The sequence below is a fragment of the Blautia acetigignens genome, assembly GCF_025566865.1.
GTDB classification, from domain to species: Bacteria; Bacillota; Clostridia; order Lachnospirales; family Lachnospiraceae; genus Blautia_A; species Blautia_A acetigignens.
Genome location: NZ_JAOQJM010000013.1, coordinates 87,219 through 105,984 on the forward strand (window position 1 = coordinate 87,219; position 18,766 = coordinate 105,984).

Annotated in this window: 16 protein-coding genes and 2 pseudogenes; 3 read left to right on the forward strand and 15 right to left on the reverse strand. The window is 46.8% G+C overall.

The annotated features are described in order from the left end of the window. Positions 1-45 precede the first annotated feature (45 nt). Complete coding sequence (locus OCV70_RS14290) at positions 46-1,197, reverse strand: toxic anion resistance protein (protein WP_117854110.1); 1,152 nt, start codon at positions 1,195-1,197, stop codon at positions 46-48. A 67-nt stretch (positions 1,198-1,264) separates the two neighbouring features. Further along, entirely contained in the window at positions 1,265-2,635 is a 1,371-nt protein-coding gene (locus OCV70_RS14295; RefSeq protein ID WP_117854113.1) for a 5-bromo-4-chloroindolyl phosphate hydrolysis family protein, read from the reverse strand. A gap of 245 nt (positions 2,636-2,880) precedes the next feature. Between OCV70_RS14295 and OCV70_RS14300 the strand changes: the two genes are divergently transcribed. Further along, a complete protein-coding gene (locus tag OCV70_RS14300) occupies positions 2,881-3,906 on the forward strand; it encodes a branched-chain amino acid aminotransferase (protein ID WP_021924281.1) in 1,026 nt (341 codons plus the stop codon). A gap of 123 nt (positions 3,907-4,029) precedes the next feature. On the opposite strand, the gene OCV70_RS14305 is transcribed toward OCV70_RS14300, so the two are convergent. Together OCV70_RS14305 and thyA are read right to left on the reverse strand one after the other, a co-directional pair. After that, complete coding sequence (locus OCV70_RS14305; protein ID WP_173766707.1) at positions 4,030-4,521, reverse strand: dihydrofolate reductase; 492 nt, start codon at positions 4,519-4,521, stop codon at positions 4,030-4,032. A 44-nt stretch (positions 4,522-4,565) separates the two neighbouring features. Then, positions 4,566-5,414, reverse strand: a complete 849-nt coding sequence (gene thyA, locus OCV70_RS14310) for a thymidylate synthase (protein WP_021925155.1) — start codon at positions 5,412-5,414, stop codon at positions 4,566-4,568. A 150-nt stretch (positions 5,415-5,564) separates the two neighbouring features. Between thyA and OCV70_RS14315 the strand changes: the two genes are divergently transcribed. Continuing rightward, positions 5,565-6,068, forward strand: coding sequence for a VanZ family protein (locus OCV70_RS14315; protein WP_173766709.1), 504 nt, complete (start codon positions 5,565-5,567; stop codon positions 6,066-6,068). A 95-nt stretch (positions 6,069-6,163) separates the two neighbouring features. On the opposite strand, the pseudogene OCV70_RS19870 reads toward OCV70_RS14315, so the two are convergent. Further along, positions 6,164-6,295, reverse strand: a pseudogene (locus tag OCV70_RS19870) (DUF6783 domain-containing protein); the annotation flags it as partial. Between OCV70_RS19870 and OCV70_RS20225 the strand changes: the two are divergent. Then, positions 6,233-6,361: pseudogene (locus OCV70_RS20225) on the forward strand (DUF6783 domain-containing protein); the annotation flags it as partial. The pseudogenes OCV70_RS19870 and OCV70_RS20225 overlap by 63 nt on opposite strands. A 22-nt stretch (positions 6,362-6,383) precedes the next feature. Here OCV70_RS20225 and OCV70_RS19405 read toward each other — a convergent pair. The 10 genes from OCV70_RS19405 to OCV70_RS14365 all read right to left on the reverse strand — a co-directional run bounded on the left by OCV70_RS19405 (position 6,384) and on the right by OCV70_RS14365 (position 18,662). Further along, positions 6,384-6,872 carry a hypothetical protein gene (locus OCV70_RS19405; RefSeq protein WP_173766711.1) on the reverse strand — a complete coding sequence of 163 codons (489 nt, stop codon included), beginning with the start codon at positions 6,870-6,872 and terminating at the stop codon, positions 6,384-6,386. 80 nt (positions 6,873-6,952) lie between these two features. Next, positions 6,953-8,695, reverse strand: coding sequence for an ABC transporter ATP-binding protein (locus tag OCV70_RS14325; RefSeq protein ID WP_173766714.1), 1,743 nt, complete (start codon positions 8,693-8,695; stop codon positions 6,953-6,955). Beyond that, positions 8,695-10,428, reverse strand: coding sequence for an ABC transporter ATP-binding protein (locus OCV70_RS14330; RefSeq protein ID WP_117854132.1), 1,734 nt, complete (start codon positions 10,426-10,428; stop codon positions 8,695-8,697). The genes OCV70_RS14325 and OCV70_RS14330 overlap by 1 nt, the downstream gene beginning before the upstream one ends. Next, on the reverse strand, positions 10,425-11,951 hold the full coding sequence (gene malQ, locus OCV70_RS14335) for a 4-alpha-glucanotransferase (RefSeq protein WP_173766737.1): 1,527 nt from the start codon (positions 11,949-11,951) through the stop codon (positions 10,425-10,427). The genes OCV70_RS14330 and malQ overlap by 4 nt, the downstream gene beginning before the upstream one ends. A 214-nt stretch (positions 11,952-12,165) precedes the next feature. Beyond that, a complete protein-coding gene (locus tag OCV70_RS14340) occupies positions 12,166-13,821 on the reverse strand; it encodes a peptide ABC transporter substrate-binding protein (RefSeq protein ID WP_173766716.1) in 1,656 nt (551 codons plus the stop codon). Positions 13,822-13,925: 104 nt separating this feature from the next. Beyond that, positions 13,926-14,936, reverse strand: a complete 1,011-nt coding sequence (locus OCV70_RS14345; RefSeq protein WP_173766718.1) for an ABC transporter ATP-binding protein — start codon at positions 14,934-14,936, stop codon at positions 13,926-13,928. Beyond that, complete coding sequence (locus tag OCV70_RS14350) at positions 14,936-15,943, reverse strand: ABC transporter ATP-binding protein (RefSeq protein ID WP_021924956.1); 1,008 nt, start codon at positions 15,941-15,943, stop codon at positions 14,936-14,938. The genes OCV70_RS14345 and OCV70_RS14350 overlap by 1 nt, the downstream gene beginning before the upstream one ends. Before the next feature lie 15 nt (positions 15,944-15,958). Continuing rightward, positions 15,959-17,317, reverse strand: coding sequence for an ABC transporter permease (locus tag OCV70_RS14355; protein WP_173766720.1), 1,359 nt, complete (start codon positions 17,315-17,317; stop codon positions 15,959-15,961). 2 nt (positions 17,318-17,319) lie between these two features. Further along, positions 17,320-18,264 carry an ABC transporter permease gene (locus tag OCV70_RS14360; RefSeq protein ID WP_021924954.1) on the reverse strand — a complete coding sequence of 315 codons (945 nt, stop codon included), beginning with the start codon at positions 18,262-18,264 and terminating at the stop codon, positions 17,320-17,322. A 245-nt stretch (positions 18,265-18,509) separates the two neighbouring features. Beyond that, positions 18,510-18,662, reverse strand: coding sequence for a hypothetical protein (locus OCV70_RS14365; protein ID WP_021924953.1), 153 nt, complete (start codon positions 18,660-18,662; stop codon positions 18,510-18,512). Between the last annotated feature and the right edge of the window lie 104 nt (positions 18,663-18,766).

The window sequence follows — 18,766 nt, forward strand, 5'->3', positions numbered from 1 at the left end:
GGGCACGAAAGGGATGCCGTAATCTGACAGACACCCCTATTGTTTTCAGTGCTGGATCTCCAACAGTTTATTCTTAAGCTCGTCTTCCATTCTGCGCATTTCCACCTCTGCCTGCTGTCTCTTGATGCGGCCTTCCTTCTGGATCTTCATCACATCATCCAGTGTACTGATCAGCTCCTGGTTGGTCTGCTTCAAGGTCTCAATGTCCACAATTCCCCTCTCGGATTCCTTGGCTGTCTCTGTGGATGCAAGGTGAAGGGCCTGGGCATTCTTTTTCAGAAGCTCGTTGGTAAGGTCGGTTACCTGTCTCTGGGCCTGGGCTGCCTCTGTGGAATGGGCGATTCCAAGCGCAAGAACCATCTGGCTCTTCCACAGCGGAATGGTATTTACAATAGTAGTCTGGATCTTCTCTACCATAAGCGTGTCGTTGTTCTGTACCAGACGGATCTGGGGCGCAGTCTGCAGGGAAATGGTTCTGGTCAGCTCCAGATCATGAAGCTTCTTCTCGAAACGGTTGCACTTGCTGTCCAGATCCTTGGCTTCCTGTGCATCCTCCGGAAGTCCGCTGGCTGCTGCCTTGGCCTCTAAGTCTCTTAATTTGCCCTCGCGTACCTCCTGCAGCTTCTGCTTGCCTGCCAGAATGTACATGGTCAGTTCTTTATAGTAGTTCAGGTTCTGGGCGTACATTTTCTCAAGAACTGCTGAATCCTTCATCAGACGCATCTGGTGGTCCTGAAGGGAAGTGGTGATCTTCTGCACATTCACCTCTGCCTTGGCATAGCGGTTCTTCATATTCTCGATCTTGTTTCCCTGCTTTTTGAAAAAGCCAAGGAAGCCTTTTTCCTCTTCTGTGGCGTCAAAGTCACGGAGCTCGCCTACCACCTGTGTGATCAGCTCCCCTACTTCGCCCAGATCCTGTGTGCGCACATTCTCAAGGGCTGCATCGGAAAAATCAGCCATCTTCTTCTGGGTTCCAGCTCCGTACTGAAGGATCTGGTTGGTGTTCTCAATGTCGATTTTCTGTGCAAAGCTGTCTACCATCTGCTGTTCCTCTGGGGTAAGAATGGTCTGCTCCATCTCTTTTTTCACAGCTTCTGCTTCCGGCACTGCAGGGGCTGCTGGCTTCGCCTCCCCAAGATCCGGTTCCAGTGTCAGTGTAGGTGCAGTTTCTTCAAAGCCTTTCAATTCATCTCCCATGATATCCTCCTTATGTGCAGATTTCCTGATGATCTGCAGCTGTATCCTGATATGGTTCTATTTTCTTTTATGCCTTCTCTTTCGCTTCCCGTCTCATGCGGGTAAGCTCGTCTTCTGTCAGGCCCTCCTGGGCAAGTACGGTGTTCAGCACGGAAATGTCGCTGGAAACGTCAATTGCCGTATCCTCAAACACAGAATCCAGAAGCTTCTCAAACGCAACGTTCAATGTGTCAATGGTGTCCTCAATCTCCTTCTTGGAAGAAGCAATATTCTCTCCCTGTATGGGCTGGCTATCCATGTCCTCATAGGCATTCAGAAGCTTCACCGTCATCGGCAGGTAATAATCCATCAGTCGGTTCAGATCTGGAATGATCTCCGGGTGTGCCTTGGCACGCTCAAAAATCTTCTGGACGATCAGCTCCATTCTGGAGATCTTCCTGGAGATTTCTTCTCCTGGAATGGCATCGTTGCTGCGGCGAATCTTCTCCAGAAAGTCATTGCCTTTATCCAGAACCAGCTGTACCTCCGGGGAAATCTCTGCCCGTTCTCTTTCTTTTGCCTCAGCTTCCTTCCGGGCTTTTGCATCTGCCTGCTTTTGAAGTTCTGCCTCATGGCTCGCCCGCTCTTCGTCCTGGCGTTTTCTTTCTTCCAACTGCTTCTGAGTGCTTACGTACTGGTCGTATGTCTCATTGCTGGTGATCAGGCAGGTCTCCTGGGTATCCACATGTCCCTGCAGAAACCAGCCTTTGTCTATCATTTTCTTAATGTCTCTTTTTACAAATTTCACAGGCTTGCCAACAGCAAGGGACAGATTTCGGAAATCACAGTAGGTGTGGTCTCCAAGTGCCCGAATGTATTTGCTGCGGCGCTTCAGGCCTGCAAGATTGCTGCAGCCATTGCCAAGAAGCACGCCGCCCGCTGCGGTAAAAGCACCGAAGATTCCGGTGATCACCATGCCTCCCGTTCCCACGCCGAAGATCCCCATTCCGATCAGGCTGACCATAAGCCCTATTCCCATGGTTCCAGTGAGAATGCCGCCGAACACGGTTTTCAGGATTCCTTTCACCTTAATGCCGTTAGTTGGCATGTATAGGGCAGGAAGTTCCGGCTTCTGGCTGCTGCCTGAATTTCTCTGTGTGTAATTCCATGCTTCTGAACGTTCTTTCTGGCCTGTGCCCGTCTGGTTCTTCTGAAAATCCCAGGTACGGTTCTGTCTGTAATCGTAAGAGCTTCCGGTGCGGTAATTGGTGTATTTGCCACTGTTCCCGCCAAATGTATTGTTCAGGGCATCCCGCAGCGCCTCGCTTCCATTGTCGATTGCCTTATTTACAGTCTGATTAATGGTCTGGTTCAGTTTCTGGTAGTTCTTCTCATTGATTGCACTGTCAATGATGTCCTGGATTTTTTCTCCAAGCTCATCTAATTCGTGATATCCCATTTTTTCCTCCGGATATTTTATTCCATAACGCCTGTCCTTTCATTATACAAAAATCCCTCTAAAAAAACAAGACAGCATAAAATATAAACACGCTCCAGATCCTTTTCCCCAACTTTTTCACAGGAAAAAACTGAAAAATCTACTTTTCCCATTGAATTTCACACGTAAAAGTTTTACAATGGTAAAAACGTTGTGGATTCACATTCAGAATCTACCCCAAGAAACCACGCTAGGAGGAAATTGTTATGGAGAAAAAAGACATTGACTGGGGCAACCTGGGCTTTGGTTATGTAAAAACAGACTATCGTTATGTATCCAACTACAAGAACGGTGCCTGGGATGAGGGTGGCCTGACCACAGATGATACTGTTACTATCAGCGAGTGCGCAGGTGTACTTCAGTACGCACAGACTGTTTTTGAAGGTATGAAAGCATACACCACAGAAGACGGACGTATCGTTACTTTCCGTCCTGACCTGAACGGAGAGCGTATGGAGCACTCCGCAGCAAGACTGGAGATGCCGGTATTCCCGAAAGACCGTTTTGTTGACGCAGTTGTTCAGACAATTAAAGCAAATGCTGCATATGTACCGCCATACGGATCAGGCGCTACTTTATATGTACGTCCGTACATGTTCGGAAGCGACGCTGTTATCGGTGTTAAGCCAGCGAACGAGTATCAGTTCCGTGTATTCACCACACCGGTTGGACCATACTTCAAAGGCGGCGCTAAGCCGATCACAATCCGTGTCAGCGATTTCGACCGTGCTGCACCGAACGGAACCGGACATATCAAAGCAGGCCTTAACTATGCAATGAGCCTTCACGCAATCGTAGATGCTCATAAGAACGGATTCGATGAGAACATGTATCTTGACTCCAAGACACGTACTAAAGTTGAGGAGACAGGCGGAGCCAACTTCCTGTTCGTAACAAAGGACGGCAAGGTTGTAACACCGAAGTCTGACAGTATCCTTCCATCCATCACACGCCGTTCCCTGATCTATGTTGCCAAGGAATACCTTGGACTTGAGGCAGAGGAAAGAGAAGTATACTTCGATGAAGTAAAAGACTTCGCAGAGTGCGGTCTTTGCGGTACTGCTGCTGTTATCTCTCCTGTTGGAAAGATTGTTGACCACGGCAAAGAGATCTGCTTCCCAAGCGGCATGAACGAAATGGGACCGATCACCAAGAAGCTGTACGAGACACTTACCGGAATCCAGATGGGCCGCATCCAGGCTCCAGAGGGATGGCTGAAGGTAATCGAGTAATTTTTCCGGAATTTGCATTTTCGTATCTGAGGATATGAATTTTACACAGCACATAAAGAATCCGGCATTTTCATTCTTGAAAGTGCCGGATTTTTTTATATGCCGTATGACAAATTCCATCTTTTATTTATTTCTCTCGTAACGTACAAATTTGTACTCCAGGTCAAAATAGGTCTGCTCTTCGCTCTCGGCTGCTGCATGCCATTCCGGGTCTTCGTCCAGATTGGGGAAATAGCTGTCTGCAATGTAGGCGAAATCAATTTTGGTCACCTGTGCCACGTCGCAATATGGAAGAAGCTGTTTGTAGATGGTGTCACCGCCGATGCAGTAAACATCTTCTGCATTGTATTTTTTCAATTCTTCTAACAGTTCCTCGATGGAATGAACAATGATTGCGTCCTTTACCTTGTAATTCTGATTGTGGGTCAGTACAATATTAGTACGGTTCTTAAGGGGAAGTCCTCCTGGAAAGCTTTCCAGGTTTTTTCGCCCCATGACGCATACCTTTCCGGTGGTTTCCTGACGGAACATTTTCATGTCTGCCGGAATGCTTACCAGAAGCTTGTTGTCTTTTCCAATTCCCCAGTTTTTATCTGCTGCTACGATAATTTTCATTACTTATAATCTCCTTTATACAAACTCAGTTTCCTATTCCATGCTCAAATTGCAATGGGAATATTCTTGATCTGCGGCCAGGTCTGATAGTTCTCTACTATCAGATCATCTGTAGTAAAATCATAGAAATTCTTCACATCCGGATTCAGCTTCACAGTTGGTGCCGGATAAGGGGTTCTGGAAATCAGTTCCTTAATTACCGGGATATGTCTGTCATAAATATGGCAGTCTGCGATCACATGCACCAGTTCTCCGGCCTCCATGTCACAGCTCTGGGCAATCATCATTAGAAGAATAGAATACTGGCACACATTCCAGTTGTTTGCAGCCAGAATGTCCTGGGAACGCTGGTTCAGGACGGCATTCAAGGTAAGCTTGTCCTTTCCCGGCTCCTTTGTCACATTAAAGGTCATGGAATATGCACAGGGGTACAGATTCATCTCATGGAGATCCTCATGCACATAAATATTGGTCATGATTCTGCGGCTGTAGGGATTGTTCTTCAGATCGTAGAGGACGCGGTCCACCTGGTCCATCATGCCTTCCTTGTACTGGTGCTTCACGCCCAGCTGATAGCCGTAGGCTTTTCCAATGGAACCGTCCTCGTCTGCCCAGCTGTCCCAGATGTGGCTGTGAAGATCATGGATATTGTTGGATTTCTTCTGCCAGATCCACAGGATCTCGTCCATGGCACTTTTCAGCGCAGTTTTTCGAAGGGTCAGCGCCGGGAATTCCTTTCTCAGATCATAACGGTTCACCACACCGAAACGCTTGATGGTATAAGCGGAAGTACCGTCCTCCCATACCGGGCGCACCTTTTCCCCTTCCGTACTGGTTCCGTTCTCAATTACATCCTTGCACATATCGATAAATATATTATCTGCTAAACTCATGCCTGTCCTTTTCCTCCTGTTTCATCACGTTCTTCACTCAATGCTTCACCAATTTTAGCATAGATTCTCATAAATAACAAGGTTTTAGAGACTTCGGGTAAATTACCTTTTTTCTTTACATTCCCTCAATCCCATGTTATAGTAGACCCCATGAAGAAAATTTTAATCCATTTACTGAAACCTCTTTCTTTTCTTCCTGCAATTCTGATGATGTATCTGATTTATTCATTTTCAGCCCAGACAGGGGAGGTGTCTGGTGCCCTAAGCTATGAAGTCAGCTACCAGATTGTAGAGACAAAGAATGAAGTTCTAAACGAAAACAAAACGGAGACAGAGCTTGCCTATTCCGCAAGTTCCATCGAATTTTACGTAAGAAAAGCAGCGCACATGACAGAGTACTGTATTCTTGCCATTGCCATCTCTTTTCCCCTTTATGTGTACGGGGTGAGGGGCATCTGGCTGATTCTGTTGGCTGGTGCGGTCTGCGTAGGCTTTGCAGGTCTTGATGAATATCACCAGTCTTTTGTGAATGGACGCGGTCCTTCTGTGAGAGATGTGTGCATTGACAGCAGCGGTGCCGCCATCGGAATCCTGCTTGTGCAGGCCTTCTGCTGGTCCACCACCCACAACCCCAGCAGCAAAAAACGCCGGTAAACATACCACAATATCAAAAAAGAGGAAGGATTCCACGTAATTATGGAATCTTTCCTCTTTTTTGAATTTTTACAATTTGGACTGTGACCCTCTGATTACATAGAAACCCGTAAGGGAATCAGTCGGAAAGGAGGGCTAGAGCGTGCTCCCAAAAGGCTTTCTGCGAGATGTACGTCACAATTTGTGGAAGATTTTGTTCGGATGAGGGCGCCGTAGCGGGCTACGGCAACTGAATTCGGGCAAAATATACCGCAAAGTGGGGCGTGCAGATTGCGGGAATGATTTTTGGGGCACGCTCTAGGCCAATGAGACTTCTTATTTCTCTTCCTCATCCTCCTGCGCATCCCCCAGCTTGCTTACCAGGTTGGCGCGGTCTGCGATGGACATCTTTTTGCCAGACTCTGTACTGTTTTTCATCTGTGACGAGGCGGCTGCCGCAGATGTGCTTTCGTCGGCAACGCCCTGTGCCTGCTGCGCGTTCTCAGCATTCGCCTGCTCTTTTTGCGCTTTGCTGACTTTTAAGCTGCCGCGGATTCCATTGATCACGAAAATCACGCCCAGCACAATAAACACAACGCCAGCCACCATAAATCCCGGGCTGCTGCCCTCTGCGCCTTTCATCACGCCCTGGCAAAGGGACACGCCAAGATAAGCCACATAAGCCCCTGCCAGTATCATGATCAAGTAAGTGCGCAGGGGAACCCCGCTCTTGGGATTCTCCCCGCCTGCCTTCTCATCGGAAGCAGCTGCCGCTGTATTTTCTTTTATTTTCCCCTCACGATTTCTGTTTTCGAAATCTCCCATCCTACATCCTCCGTTCTTTTTTGCAGATACCATCTGTTCGAAATTTGATGATCTGCCAGACAAATCACCGCACTCTCATATTAAGACACTGCAAACTGGCTCTCATACAGGTTCGCATAGAAGCCCTTCTTCGCTAACAGTTCCTCATGCTTGCCCTGCTCAATAATATTTCCATCCTTCATAACCAGGATCAGGTCAGCCTCCTGAATGGTAGAGAGACGATGGGCAACAATAAAGCTGGTTCTTCCCTCCATCAGCTCTGCAAAAGCCTTCTGGACTTTCACCTCTGTACGGGTATCAATAGAAGAAGTCGCCTCATCCAGGATCAGCATTGCAGGATGCATCAGCATAACCCTTGCAATACATAAAAGCTGCTTTTGTCCCTGGGAAATATTTCCGCCGCCCTCAGAGATCACTGTATCGTAGCCATTTGGCATACGCTTGATAAAGCTGTGGGCATGGGCATGCCTGGCAGCCTCCATTACCTCCTCAAGAGTAGCATCCGGCTTGCCGTAAGCAATGTTCTCACGGATGGTTCCAGCCTTCAGCCAGGTCTCCTGAAGCACCATACCAAAGTTTCTTCTCAAGCTGTCACGGGTCAGCTCCTTTACCGGATGTCCGCTGACCAGGATCTGTCCCTTATCCACATCGTAGAAACGCATCAACAGGTTGATCATAGTCGTCTTACCGCATCCGGTAGGTCCTACAATGGCAATTCTCTGTCCCGGCTTTACATCAATAGAAATATCAGTAAGAAGCGGAACCTCTTTTCTGTAGGAGAAAGAAATATTCTCCACATTCACTCTTCCGTCTGCTTTTTTCAGCTCCACAGCACCCGGCGCATCCGGCTCCTGTACCGGAGTATCAATAAAGTCAAACAGTCTCTTGGCACAGGCAAGGGCATTCTCCAGCTCCGTCACAACGCCTGAAATCTCATTAAACGGCTTGGTATACTGGTTGGCATAATTCAGAAAGCTGGTAAGCTGTCCCACTGTCATGCCGCCCCTGATAACGGTAAACGCACCGAAAATTCCAACTGCCGTATAAACCAGTCCATTCACAAAACGTGTGGACGGGTTGGTAATTGAGGAGAAAAAGATTGCCTTAATACCGCAGACCCGAAGCTCCTCATTCACCTTGCCGAAACGCTCATTCGCTCTCTCCTCATAGGAAAAAGCCTGCACGATCTTCTGATTTCCCACAAGCTCCTCCACAATGGAAGTCATCTCGGCTCTTTTCTCAGACTGCTCCTGGAACATGCGGAAGGTTCTGCCCGCAATAAAGCTTGCCACAAACAGGGAAATCGGGGTAAGCAAAATAACGATCACCGCGATCTTCACACTGATGGAAAGCATAAATCCAATGGTTCCAAAAATCGTCAGCACACCGGTAAACAGCTGGGTAAATCCCATAAGAAGTCCGTCGGAAAACTGGCTGACATCAGACACGATACGGCTCAAAATATCTCCCGGCTGGTTGGCATCGATATAAGATACCGGAACCTCCTGAAGATGGGCAAATGCCTGGCTTCTTACATCCTGTACCACGCTGTAGGTGACCTGGTTGGTCAGAAGGTTCATCACCCACTGGGAAACTGCATTTCCTATAACAACCACCGCAAGCGTGCCAAGAACCTTCAGAAGTCCTGCCACATTTACATTTCCCGGACCAACAATATTATCCACTCCATTACCAATCAGAATCGGTGTATACAAAGTAAAACCAACTGTGACAAGCGCTGTCAGAAGCATAATAATGATCTTTGCTTTGTAAGGGCTGATAAACTTCAACACCCTTTTCATGGTATCTTTATTCTTTCCCATCAGCGGTTCACCTCCTGCTCGGAAAGCTGTGACAGACAAATTTCTCTGTAAACCTCACAGGATTCCATAAGTTCTTTGTGCGTTCCCACGCCTACCAGCTCCCCATCATCCAGAACCAGGATCTTGTCTGCCTGTTTGATGGAGGTTGCTCTCTGGGAAACAATAAATACGGTCATTCCCTTGGTCTGCTGGTGAATCGCATGACGAAGGGCTGCATCTGTAGCAAAATCAAGGGCAGAAGCACTGTCATCCATGATCAGGATCTCAGGATCTCCCACCAGTGCTCTTGCAATGGTAAGACGCTGGCGCTGGCCGCCGGATAAATTGGCGCCGCCCTGGCTTACCATAGTGTTCAGCCCCTCCGGCTTGCTGTTTACAAAATCACTTGCCTGTGCAATGGAAAGGGCGCGCTGAATTTCTTCCTCAGTGGCATCCTCCTTGCCCCATTTCATATTGTCGCGGATGGTTCCCTTAAACAGAACTGCCTGCTGCGGCACCATTCCCACTTTTTTACGAAGCTGGGAAAATGGATATTCTTTTGCATTATTTCCGTCAATTACCACACTTCCTTCAGACGCATCATAAAAACGGGGGATCAGGTTCACAAGTGTGGACTTTCCGCATCCGGTACCTCCGATGATACCGATGGTCTCACCCGGCTTTGCAGTAAAGGAAATATGGGAAAGTGCAGGCTCCTTGCTGCCTGCATAGGTAAAGCTTACATCCTCAAATGCAACTCTGTCTGCTTTCGCCTTCTCCTGCTGCGTGCTGCTGCCCTCATCTGTAAGAGACGGCTGTGTATCCAGAACCTCGTTAAGACGCACGCCAGAAGCCATAGCCTTGGTAACTGCCACGATCAGGTTGGCAAGTGCGATCAGAGCGATCAGGATCTGGTTCATATAGTTTACAAGGGCAACCACCTCACCCTGTGTCAGGGTACCGATGGAAACCTCCTTGCTTCCATACCACAGGATTCCGATAATGGCAAAGTTCATGATTACAGTAGTTGCAGGATTTAAAAGCGCGGAAATTTTACCTGCTGTCACCTGAACCTTGGTGTAATCATCATTTACCTGGGAAAATTCCTTATACTCTTCCTGCTGTCTTCCAAAAGCACGCACCACTCTGGCACCTACATGGTTCTCTCTGGTGATCAGGGAAATGCGGTCCAGGGAGGACTGTGCCTTTTTGTAAATGGGAACGGTGGTTCGCATAATCGCATAAATCACAACCGAGATCAGCGGCACTGCGATCAAAAAGATCAGTCCGATCTTCCAGTCAATGGTAAAGGACATGATCACCGCACCCACAACAATAAAGGGGGAGCGAAGGAACAGACGAAGCACCATGTTGACACCTGTCTGTGCCTGGTTTACGTCATTGGTGATCCTGGTCACAAGGGTCGGGGTTCCAAGCTGGTCTAATTCCCTGTAGGAAAGCTTGCTGATATGGGCAAACATTTCCTTACGAAGGGCCGTACTAAATCCCATGGCAGCCTTCGCGGAAAAATACTGGGCCGTAAGCGCACACACAAGTCCGATCACGCCAAGCAGTACCATGATCACGCACTGATGCCAGATATAGGCATTATCCTGGTTCTTAATACCGATATCCATAATATTTGCAACAACCAGAGGCACGATCAGCTCAAAGGTAGCCTCCAGCATTTTAAACAAAGGTGCCAGAAAGCTCTCCTTCTCATAGCCCTTCAAAAATCGAATCAGCCTTTTCATTTCTTCTTATACTCCTGAGTTCTTCCGTATAATTTGGTCATGGCTTTGATCTGCCCGATTACCTCATCGGTCAGCTGTCCTCTTCTGAGACGCCATTTCCAGTTATCGCCTAAAGTAGAAGGCGTGTTCATTCTTGCCTCATTTCCAAGGCAGAGATAATCCTGCAGCGGGATCACGCAAAGCTCAGCCACACTTGACTGGGCAGCACGGATCAGTCCCCAGACGCACGCATCTGCATCCTTATTCTCGCATGCAATGTACCGTTTCACATAATCCAGATTGGACTTGGAAAGTCCTTCCAGCCAGCCTTTGGTGGTCTCATTGTCATGGGTTCCTGTATAGACAACGCAATTGCTCTCATAACGGAAAGGCAGATAAACGCTTTCCCCGCTCTCGTCAAAGGCAAACTGCAGCACCTTCATGCCCGGGTAGCCGGAATCTGCAAGAAGCTCTCTTACCGTATCGGTAAGGAAGCCAAGATCCTCTGCGATCACATCCAGATTGGAAATATTCTGCTCCAGAACCTTAAACAGTTCAATTCCCGGTCCTTTCTCCCACTTTCCATTCTCAGCAGTCTCATCCTTATAAGGAACTGCCCAGTACTCATCAAAGCCGCGGAAATGGTCGATACGCACCTTATCGTACAGCTTCATACAATGGGACATGCGAAGAATCCACCACTTATAGCCTGTTTTCTTATGGTAATCCCAGTTATAAAGGGGATTGCCCCACAGCTGTCCGGTTGCGGAAAAAGCATCCGGCGGGCATCCTGCCACAGCTACCGGCGCAGCGTCCTCATCAAACTGGAACAGATCCGGGTTTGCCCATGCATCTGCGCCGTCAAAGGCAACGTAAATGGGCAGGTCTCCAATGATCCGGATATCCCTGTCATTGGCATATTTTTTCAGCTGGCTCCACTGGCGGTAGAACCAGAACTGCTGGAATGCATAAAAGCTGATATCCTCCCTCAGCACCTGTCTTGCCTTTGCCAGTGCCTCCGGCTTCCTGGTCTTAAGCTCTTCCGGCCATTCATTCCAGGAAATGCCCTCCAGGCTGTCCTTCACTGCCATATACAGGCAGTAATCCTCCAGCCAGAAGCCCTGCTCCTTCTCAAAAGCCTCCATCTCCTCACGGAGCAGCTCAAGCTCTTTCTTCTTTGTATCCATCTGGTAAAAACGGTGATAGGCCTTGCGAAGAAGGGCAAATCTGGAATGGTAGATTTTCTCATAATCCACATAGCTAAGACTTCCGCCCCAGTCGCACTGCGCGCACTCCTGTGCTGTCAGAAGATCTCTCTGGATAAACTCCTCCAGGTCAATAAAGTAAGGGTTTCCTGCAAATGTGGAAAAGGACTGATACGGGGAATCTCCATATCCGGTAGGTCCAAGTGGCAGAATCTGCCAGAACTTCTGTCCTGCTTCTGCAAGCTGATCTACAAAAGCGTACGCTTCTTTAGAAAAGCATCCAATTCCGTAGTTGGAAGGGATGCTGGATATCGGCAACAAAATACCGCTGGCTCTCATCATGTGTTCCTCCTGTCTGTTACTGTTTTTACAATAACCATTATCTGTTTATTATACAGCTTCCATGCATCCCCGGTCAATATAAATAAACCCGGATTGATAACACACTTTCCCAAAAACGGATGCCTCATCTGCAAAAAATCGCAGGCATCCGGAAAATTCCCGAATGCCTGCTGTATTTTACGTATGCGTAAAACCTTATATTTTCCCTGGATTATTTCTTGGTTGTATAACCGAAGAAGAAGTATCCAAGTGGTGTGTAGTACATACCGTCAATATCCGGATTGAGCATGTATGGCTGTGTATAGAAGTAGATCGGAGCAAGTACGCTGTCCTGTCCAATAAGGAGATCCTCAGCTTCGTGGAATGCTTTCATACGCTCTGCCGGATCGGAGGTAGCTTTTGCTGCATCGATAGCTGCATCATAGTCCGGGTTGGAGTACTGAGCGTCGTTGTTTCCACCGTCTGTGTACCACATATCCAGGAAGGAGCAAGGATCATTGTAGTCTGCAATCCAGCCGTTACGTGCAATCTGGAAGTTTCCATCTTTTCTGTTCTGAAGGAATACGTTCCAGTCCTGGTTGTTCAGATTAACAGTTACGCCAAGCTCTGTCTGCCACATGTTCTGAAGAGCCTCACCGATCTTCTTGTGGTTATCAGCTGTGTTGTACAGATACTCTACAGTTGGGAAGCCTTCGCCGTTTGGATATCCGGCATCTGCAAGAAGCTGACGGGCTTCTTCACAGTTCTTCTCATAATCCTCCTCGGAAATGCTGTAGTAAGAGCCGCCTACTGTACGGAAATCATCACTTCCAGGACCAGCTGCATCGTTTACACCGTTCGGAACATATCCGTCAGCCGGAACCTCACCAGCCTGGGAAACGTTCTCTACAATGTAGTTACGGTCAATTACAAGAGAGAATGCTTTGCGGATATTCGGGTCAGAAAATACCTCATCCTCTGTATTGAAGCATACATAATATGTTCCAAGATAGTCTCCGATCTCAAGCTCTCCGGAAGCAAGGTATGTCGGGATCTCATCTACAGGAAGGTTTTCGATGAAGTCAAGCTCTCCGTTGTTGTAGCCTTTGAGCATAGCGTTGTTATCATCAAGAAGAGTAAACTTGATGGTATCCGGTCCAAGATTGTCATAATCGTAGTAGTTCTCATTTTTCTCCATGGAAATGTAAGCGTTATGAGACCACTCTGTCATTTTGTAAGGTCCATTGCCAATGTAGGTGCTTGGATCAAATGTCCAGTTGTCACTTCCCTCAACCATGTCCTGACGAACCGGGAAGGTTGCCGGGAATGCCATGATTTCTTCAAAGTATGGGCAGTCATAGGTAAGATTAATCTCAAGAGTCTTATCATCAACTGCTTTAATTCCAAGGGTATCCGGTGTTGCACTTCCGTCAGCAACTGCGTCATATCCCTGAACCATATCGATCATATAGCAGTAATCTGCTGCTGTTTCAGGATTTGCAAGACGCTGCCATGCATAAACAAAATCACCAGCTGTTACATCCTGTCCATCAGACCACTTAATTCCATCACGAAGCTTAACTGTGTAAGTTACAGTACCGTCCTCGTTCTCTGTCTTTTCCCAGGACTCAGCCTGTCCAGGAGCTGTAATGGCATTTCCTTCACCATCATTTACCCATTTAACAAGGCCCTCAAACATATGGTTGCACATAATTGATCCGTCAACAGCAGAGTTCAGTGCCGGGTCAATAGTCTGTGGTTCAGATGCAATGCAAAGATTCAGGTTAAATCCTTCGTCAGCTGCTGTATCCTCAGCGAATACCGGTGTTGCAGCCATGCTTATTACCATAGCTGCTGTAAGTGCCATAGACATAAATTTTCTTCTCATTACATTTCCTCCTTTTTTGCTTTTTCGCGCCGCATGAGAAATGAGAACCGACGCATGTATTAAGCAGTTCTCCTTTATGGAAAACCTAATACCAAAATTATGATTTACTTATCCAGCAGATGACATGCAGCCCAGTGACCCGGCTCATGTTCCTTGAATACAGGAGTCTCCCGGCTACACTTTTCGGTAGCATAAGGACACCTGGTATGGAAGCTGCATCCGCTTGGCGGATTCATAGGACTAGGTACATCCCCTTCCAGAATAATACGTTTTCGGGTTCTGCTAAGCTTTGGATCCGGTACCGGAACCGCAGAAAGCAGTGTTTGGGTATAAGGATGAATCGGATGTCTGTTTAGCTCATAGCTTTCTCCAAGTTCCACAAGAGAACCAAGATACATAACACCAATTCTGTTTGAAATATGACGGACAACAGAAAGATCATGTGCAATAAACAGATAGGTCAAGCCCATTTGCTCCTGCATATCCTCAAGCATGTTTACCACCTGTGACTGAATCGAAACATCCAGCGCAGAAATCGGTTCATCGCATACAATGAATTCCGGTTTTACTGCAAGTGCACGGGCAATACCAACCCTCTGCTGCTGGCCACCGGAAAACTCATGCGGATAACGATTTGCGTGCTCTGTATTTAGTCCAACCTGTGCCAGAAGCTCCTTGATCATATCTGCACGATCTTTTTTGCTGGAGGCAAGCTTGTGAATATCAATTGCTTCTCCGATAATCTCGCCGACAGTCATACGTGGGTCAAGAGAAGCAGACGGATCCTGAAAAATAATCTGCATTTTTCTTCTGTATGGAAGCATTTTTACTGTTTTTGCTTTTCCAAGAGGTTTGCCGTCTTTATCAAGTGGATTATCGTATATGGTCTCTCCATCATAAATAATTTTTCCTCCGGTAGGCTCATGCAGCCGAAGAATCGTTCTTCCAAGTGTCGTTTTTCCACATCCGGATTCTCCTACAAGACCAAGTGTTTCTCCTTTATTGATAAAAAGTGAAACATCCTGTACGGCCTGTACCACCGGTCCCTTTGCACCATTTATCGGAAAATATTTTCGTAAATTCTGAATTTCAAGAAGTTTCTTTTCTTCTGCCATTATTTCCCCTCCTTGTTCATAAGCTCCTGAACACGAAGCCAGCAGGCAGAACGATGTTTCTCGCCCACTTCCACGTAAGGAGGCATTTTTTTCAGACAGATCTTCATGCAGTGCTCACAGCGGGGAGCGAACGGACATCCCTCCGGTGGATTCAGCATATCAACTGGTGTTCCCTCAATAGGAATCAGACGTTCATAGCTCTCGGCATCAACACGAGGCATAGAACGAAGAAGACCTTTTGTATATGGATGAGCAGGCTTATAGAAAATATCATCCACAGGCCCCTGCTCTACAATCTTACCTGCATACATTACCGATACCTTATCACAGATGTCTGCAACAACGCCAAGATTGTGCGTAATAAAAATTATTCCCATTCCTGTTTTCTTCTGAAGATTCTTCATCAGATCCAGGATCTGAGCCTGAATGGTAACATCAAGTGCTGTGGTAGGCTCATCTGCGATCAGCAGCTGCGGATGACAGATCAGTCCCATAGCAATCATTACACGCTGACGCATACCGCCGGAAAACTCATGAGGATACTGCTTCATACGCTTCTCTACATTGTTGATTCCTACCAGCTCCATCATTTCCATGGCACGCTTCTGTGCTTCTTCTGCACTGATTTTTTTATCATGGGCACGAAGAGCCTCAACCAGCTGGTTTCCAATGGTGTAAACCGGATTCAGGCAGGTCATTGGATTCTGAAAAATCATCGCTACTTTATTTCCGCGAAATGCAGTCATTTCATCTTTTGAAAAAGAAAGGACATCCTTTCCCTCGAAGGTGATAGATCCTCCGATTACCTTACCTGGTGACTGAAGAAGCCCCATAATAGAATATGCTTCCTGGCTCTTTCCAGAACCAGATTCTCCAACCACGCCCATAACTTCGCCATAATCAAGATCATAAGAAATACCACCAACAGCCTTTACTTCTCCTGCCGGAGTAAAGAAGGAGACTTTCAGGTCTTTTACTTCCAATAATTTATTTTTCTGTTCAGACATTTTTCTCCTCCTCTCTTATTTCTTCAGCTTCGGATCAAGAGCATCGCGAAGACCGTCGCCAAATAAATTAAAGGCAAGAATCATAATGCTCAGGATCACAGAAGGCACAATCAATCTGTAAGTATAGGTGTACATACCACTTAATGCATCTGTTGCCATGGAGCCAAGGCTTGGAAGCGGTGCAGAGACACCAACACCAAGATAGGATAAGAAGGACTCCAGGAAAATAGCAGAAGGAATCTGCAGGCAGGTAGTAACAACGATCTGTCCGATACAGTTTGGAAGCAGATGGCGACGAATGATTCTGCCGCCCGATGCGCCAAGTGCTCTGGCTGCGGTTACATATTCCTGCTGCTTCAGCTGAAGCACCTGACCGCGGATAATGCGGCTCATGGTTACCCAGTACAGAAGACCAAAGGCAATGAACATGGAAATCAGATTAGGTCCAAGAACATTAACAAAGGATTTCAAAGGACTGGTTCCTGCAGAGTTTACATAGTCAGTAAGAATCGGCTTCAGTGCAGTGGCAATCAAAAGAACAACAAGCATCTCAGGAACCGCATAAATAAGCTCTACAATACGCTGCATTACTGCGTCAACCTTACCACCGCAATAACCAGAAATTGCTCCGTAAAGAGCACCGATCACAAGTACAAGAATAGCGGCAAACACACCAACGGACATGGAAACTCTGGCGCCATACATAACACGGACCAGAATGTCACGGCCATACATATCAGTACCAAATACATGAGGAAATACGTTTTCCCCATTTGCTTTACGCTCAAGCTCAGCCTGAGAATAGCCGAAAATATGCTTTTTAATTCCAAGCTCCTTACGGACGGAATCCTCATCTACGCTCTGATCTTCAGAAGAAGAATCTGCCGGCTTTGCAGCAACTTTTGCCTTCGCACGGATAACGGCTTCGTCCTTCTTTGTAAATTTCTCACCTTTTTTCTCTGCTTCAGCCTTCGCCTGTGCGATCATCTCATCTACATCGACCACATCAGACTGAGTTCTTGCGGCAATCTCATCATTCACACGCTGCTGATCTTCTAAAGTATAGTGATATGGGTAAAGATTCTCAGCACCCTTGTTAAACTCATCATATCCATAGGGAATCAGAAGAGGTCCCACAAAAGCAAATAAAAACAGGAACACGATCACACCAAGTGCAACCATAGCTACTGCATTCTTTTTCAGTCTTCTCCAGGCATCCTTCCAGTAGGATACGCTCTGGCGGTCCTGAATGAAATCATCCTTCTCCTGTCTGGAAGCAGATGCAAAATCATCCGGCGTCAGATCCTGAAGGAGATTCTCAATATCCGGCTGAAGACTAACCGGACATTTCTTGATTTTCTTATCTTCTGTCACGATCATTCTCCTCCTTTCGTAAGGCTGATTCTCGGGTCAGCTACCTTATAGAGGAGGTCTACAACCAGGTTCATCAGAATAATAAATGCTGCCAGGAAAATAGTGGTTCCCATAATAACCGGATAGTCACGGTTCTGAATGGACTGTACAAAGTAACGTCCAAGTCCCGGGATAGAGAAAACGCTCTCTACAACGAAACCGCCGCAAAGAGTGAAGGCTACCTGCGGTCCTAAGTATGTAATAACCGGAATCAGGGCATTTCTCAGGGCATGCTTGAAAATGATCTTTTTATTTTTCAGACCCTTGGCACGGGCTGTCTTAATGTACTCCTGGCTTAAAGAATCCAGCATGGCAGAACGTGTCTGGCGGGCTGTGTAGCACATCGGATAAAATCCAAGCGCAAAGCAGGGCAGCACATAGGCGCGCCATCCCTGTGACGGGTCAAAAATAGACGGAAACAGATTCAGTGCATTGTTTCCAGTAAGTGTAACCAGAAGAACAGATGCCACAACAAAGCTTGGCATGGAAATTCCAAGTGTACAGATCACGCGAAGGATACTGTCTGTAAGCTTGCCGCGCTTAAATGCTGCAAGACATCCAAGAGGTACGCCTACCAGGATCGCCCAGAGGAGCGCAAGCGCACCTACCTTGGCAGATACCGGAAACATATCCACAATAATGTCAAGAACTGCACGGTTCTTCTGCATCTTAAGAGATACGCCGAAATCACCGTGAAGAATATTTTTCAGATACATAAACAGCTGTACATAAACTGGCTTGTCCAGTCCGTATTTGGCATTCAGTGCTGCAAGTGTGGTTTCAGAAGGTGTCTTTTCACTGAGCCATGGGCTTCCCGGTACAGCATTCATCAGCAGGAATGTCAGACAGGCTACCAGAAAGATCGTCAGGATTGCCATTCCCAGTCTTTTTACAAAGTACTTTCCCATTTTTCCTCCTTAATTCACCTGGTTGAAATCTTTCCTTCTTTAATTTCTGACCAGGATTCATTTTTAATAAGATATGAAAAAAATTATAGCATCTTCGTTCGCTTTAGGCAAGTAACTTTTTAAACTTTAACAGGGTGATATTGTAATTTTTTAAGTTTGTAGTACGCTTACGCGGCACTGCCATAAGTTTTTTAGGCACATATTGCAATCTGGCAGAAGCATTTTCGAAAATTTTTCTGTTTTTGTCAGTAAAAAAGGAAGAGCACCATAGGGTACCCTTCCTGTTCCGTTCTCACCAGTTCACCTTTTGCCTCATCCGGCTCTGTATCCTTGCCGCAGCTGATCAGAAAAGCCACGCACAGCAGGACAAGCAGCAAAATCCAGCCTCTTTTTCTCATAGAAATCTCCATTTTCCAATAAACCTCTTTCGTCGTTGCCTCTTATATCCTCATTATGCTCCAAATGGATTTTTCTATGCAAAACATTGATTTTCTGTTTTCTC

Excerpts from the sequence above, each read along its gene's own strand:
- OCV70_RS14345 (WP_173766718.1), bottom strand. The coding sequence starts at position 14,936 with ATGGCAGAAGAAAAGAAACTTCTTGAAATTCAGAATTTACGAAAATAT.
- OCV70_RS14290 (WP_117854110.1), bottom strand. The coding sequence starts at position 1,197 with ATGGGAGATGAATTGAAAGGCTTTGAAGAAACTGCACCTACACTGACA.
- OCV70_RS14350 (WP_021924956.1), bottom strand. The coding sequence starts at position 15,943 with ATGTCTGAACAGAAAAATAAATTATTGGAAGTAAAAGACCTGAAAGTC.
- OCV70_RS14315 (WP_173766709.1), top strand. The coding sequence starts at position 5,565 with ATGAAGAAAATTTTAATCCATTTACTGAAACCTCTTTCTTTTCTTCCT.
- OCV70_RS14330 (WP_117854132.1), bottom strand. The coding sequence starts at position 10,428 with ATGAAAAGGCTGATTCGATTTTTGAAGGGCTATGAGAAGGAGAGCTTT.
- OCV70_RS14325 (WP_173766714.1), bottom strand. The coding sequence starts at position 8,695 with ATGGGAAAGAATAAAGATACCATGAAAAGGGTGTTGAAGTTTATCAGC.
- OCV70_RS14305 (WP_173766707.1), bottom strand. The coding sequence starts at position 4,521 with ATGAAAATTATCGTAGCAGCAGATAAAAACTGGGGAATTGGAAAAGAC.
- thyA (WP_021925155.1), bottom strand. The coding sequence starts at position 5,414 with ATGAGTTTAGCAGATAATATATTTATCGATATGTGCAAGGATGTAATT.
- OCV70_RS14360 (WP_021924954.1), bottom strand. The coding sequence starts at position 18,264 with ATGGGAAAGTACTTTGTAAAAAGACTGGGAATGGCAATCCTGACGATC.
- OCV70_RS14300 (WP_021924281.1), top strand. The coding sequence starts at position 2,881 with ATGGAGAAAAAAGACATTGACTGGGGCAACCTGGGCTTTGGTTATGTA.
- OCV70_RS14340 (WP_173766716.1), bottom strand. The coding sequence starts at position 13,821 with ATGAGAAGAAAATTTATGTCTATGGCACTTACAGCAGCTATGGTAATA.
- OCV70_RS14365 (WP_021924953.1), bottom strand. The coding sequence starts at position 18,662 with ATGAGAAAAAGAGGCTGGATTTTGCTGCTTGTCCTGCTGTGCGTGGCT.
- malQ (WP_173766737.1), bottom strand. The coding sequence starts at position 11,951 with ATGAGAGCCAGCGGTATTTTGTTGCCGATATCCAGCATCCCTTCCAAC.
- OCV70_RS14295 (WP_117854113.1), bottom strand. The coding sequence starts at position 2,635 with ATGGGATATCACGAATTAGATGAGCTTGGAGAAAAAATCCAGGACATC.
- OCV70_RS19405 (WP_173766711.1), bottom strand. The coding sequence starts at position 6,872 with ATGGGAGATTTCGAAAACAGAAATCGTGAGGGGAAAATAAAAGAAAAT.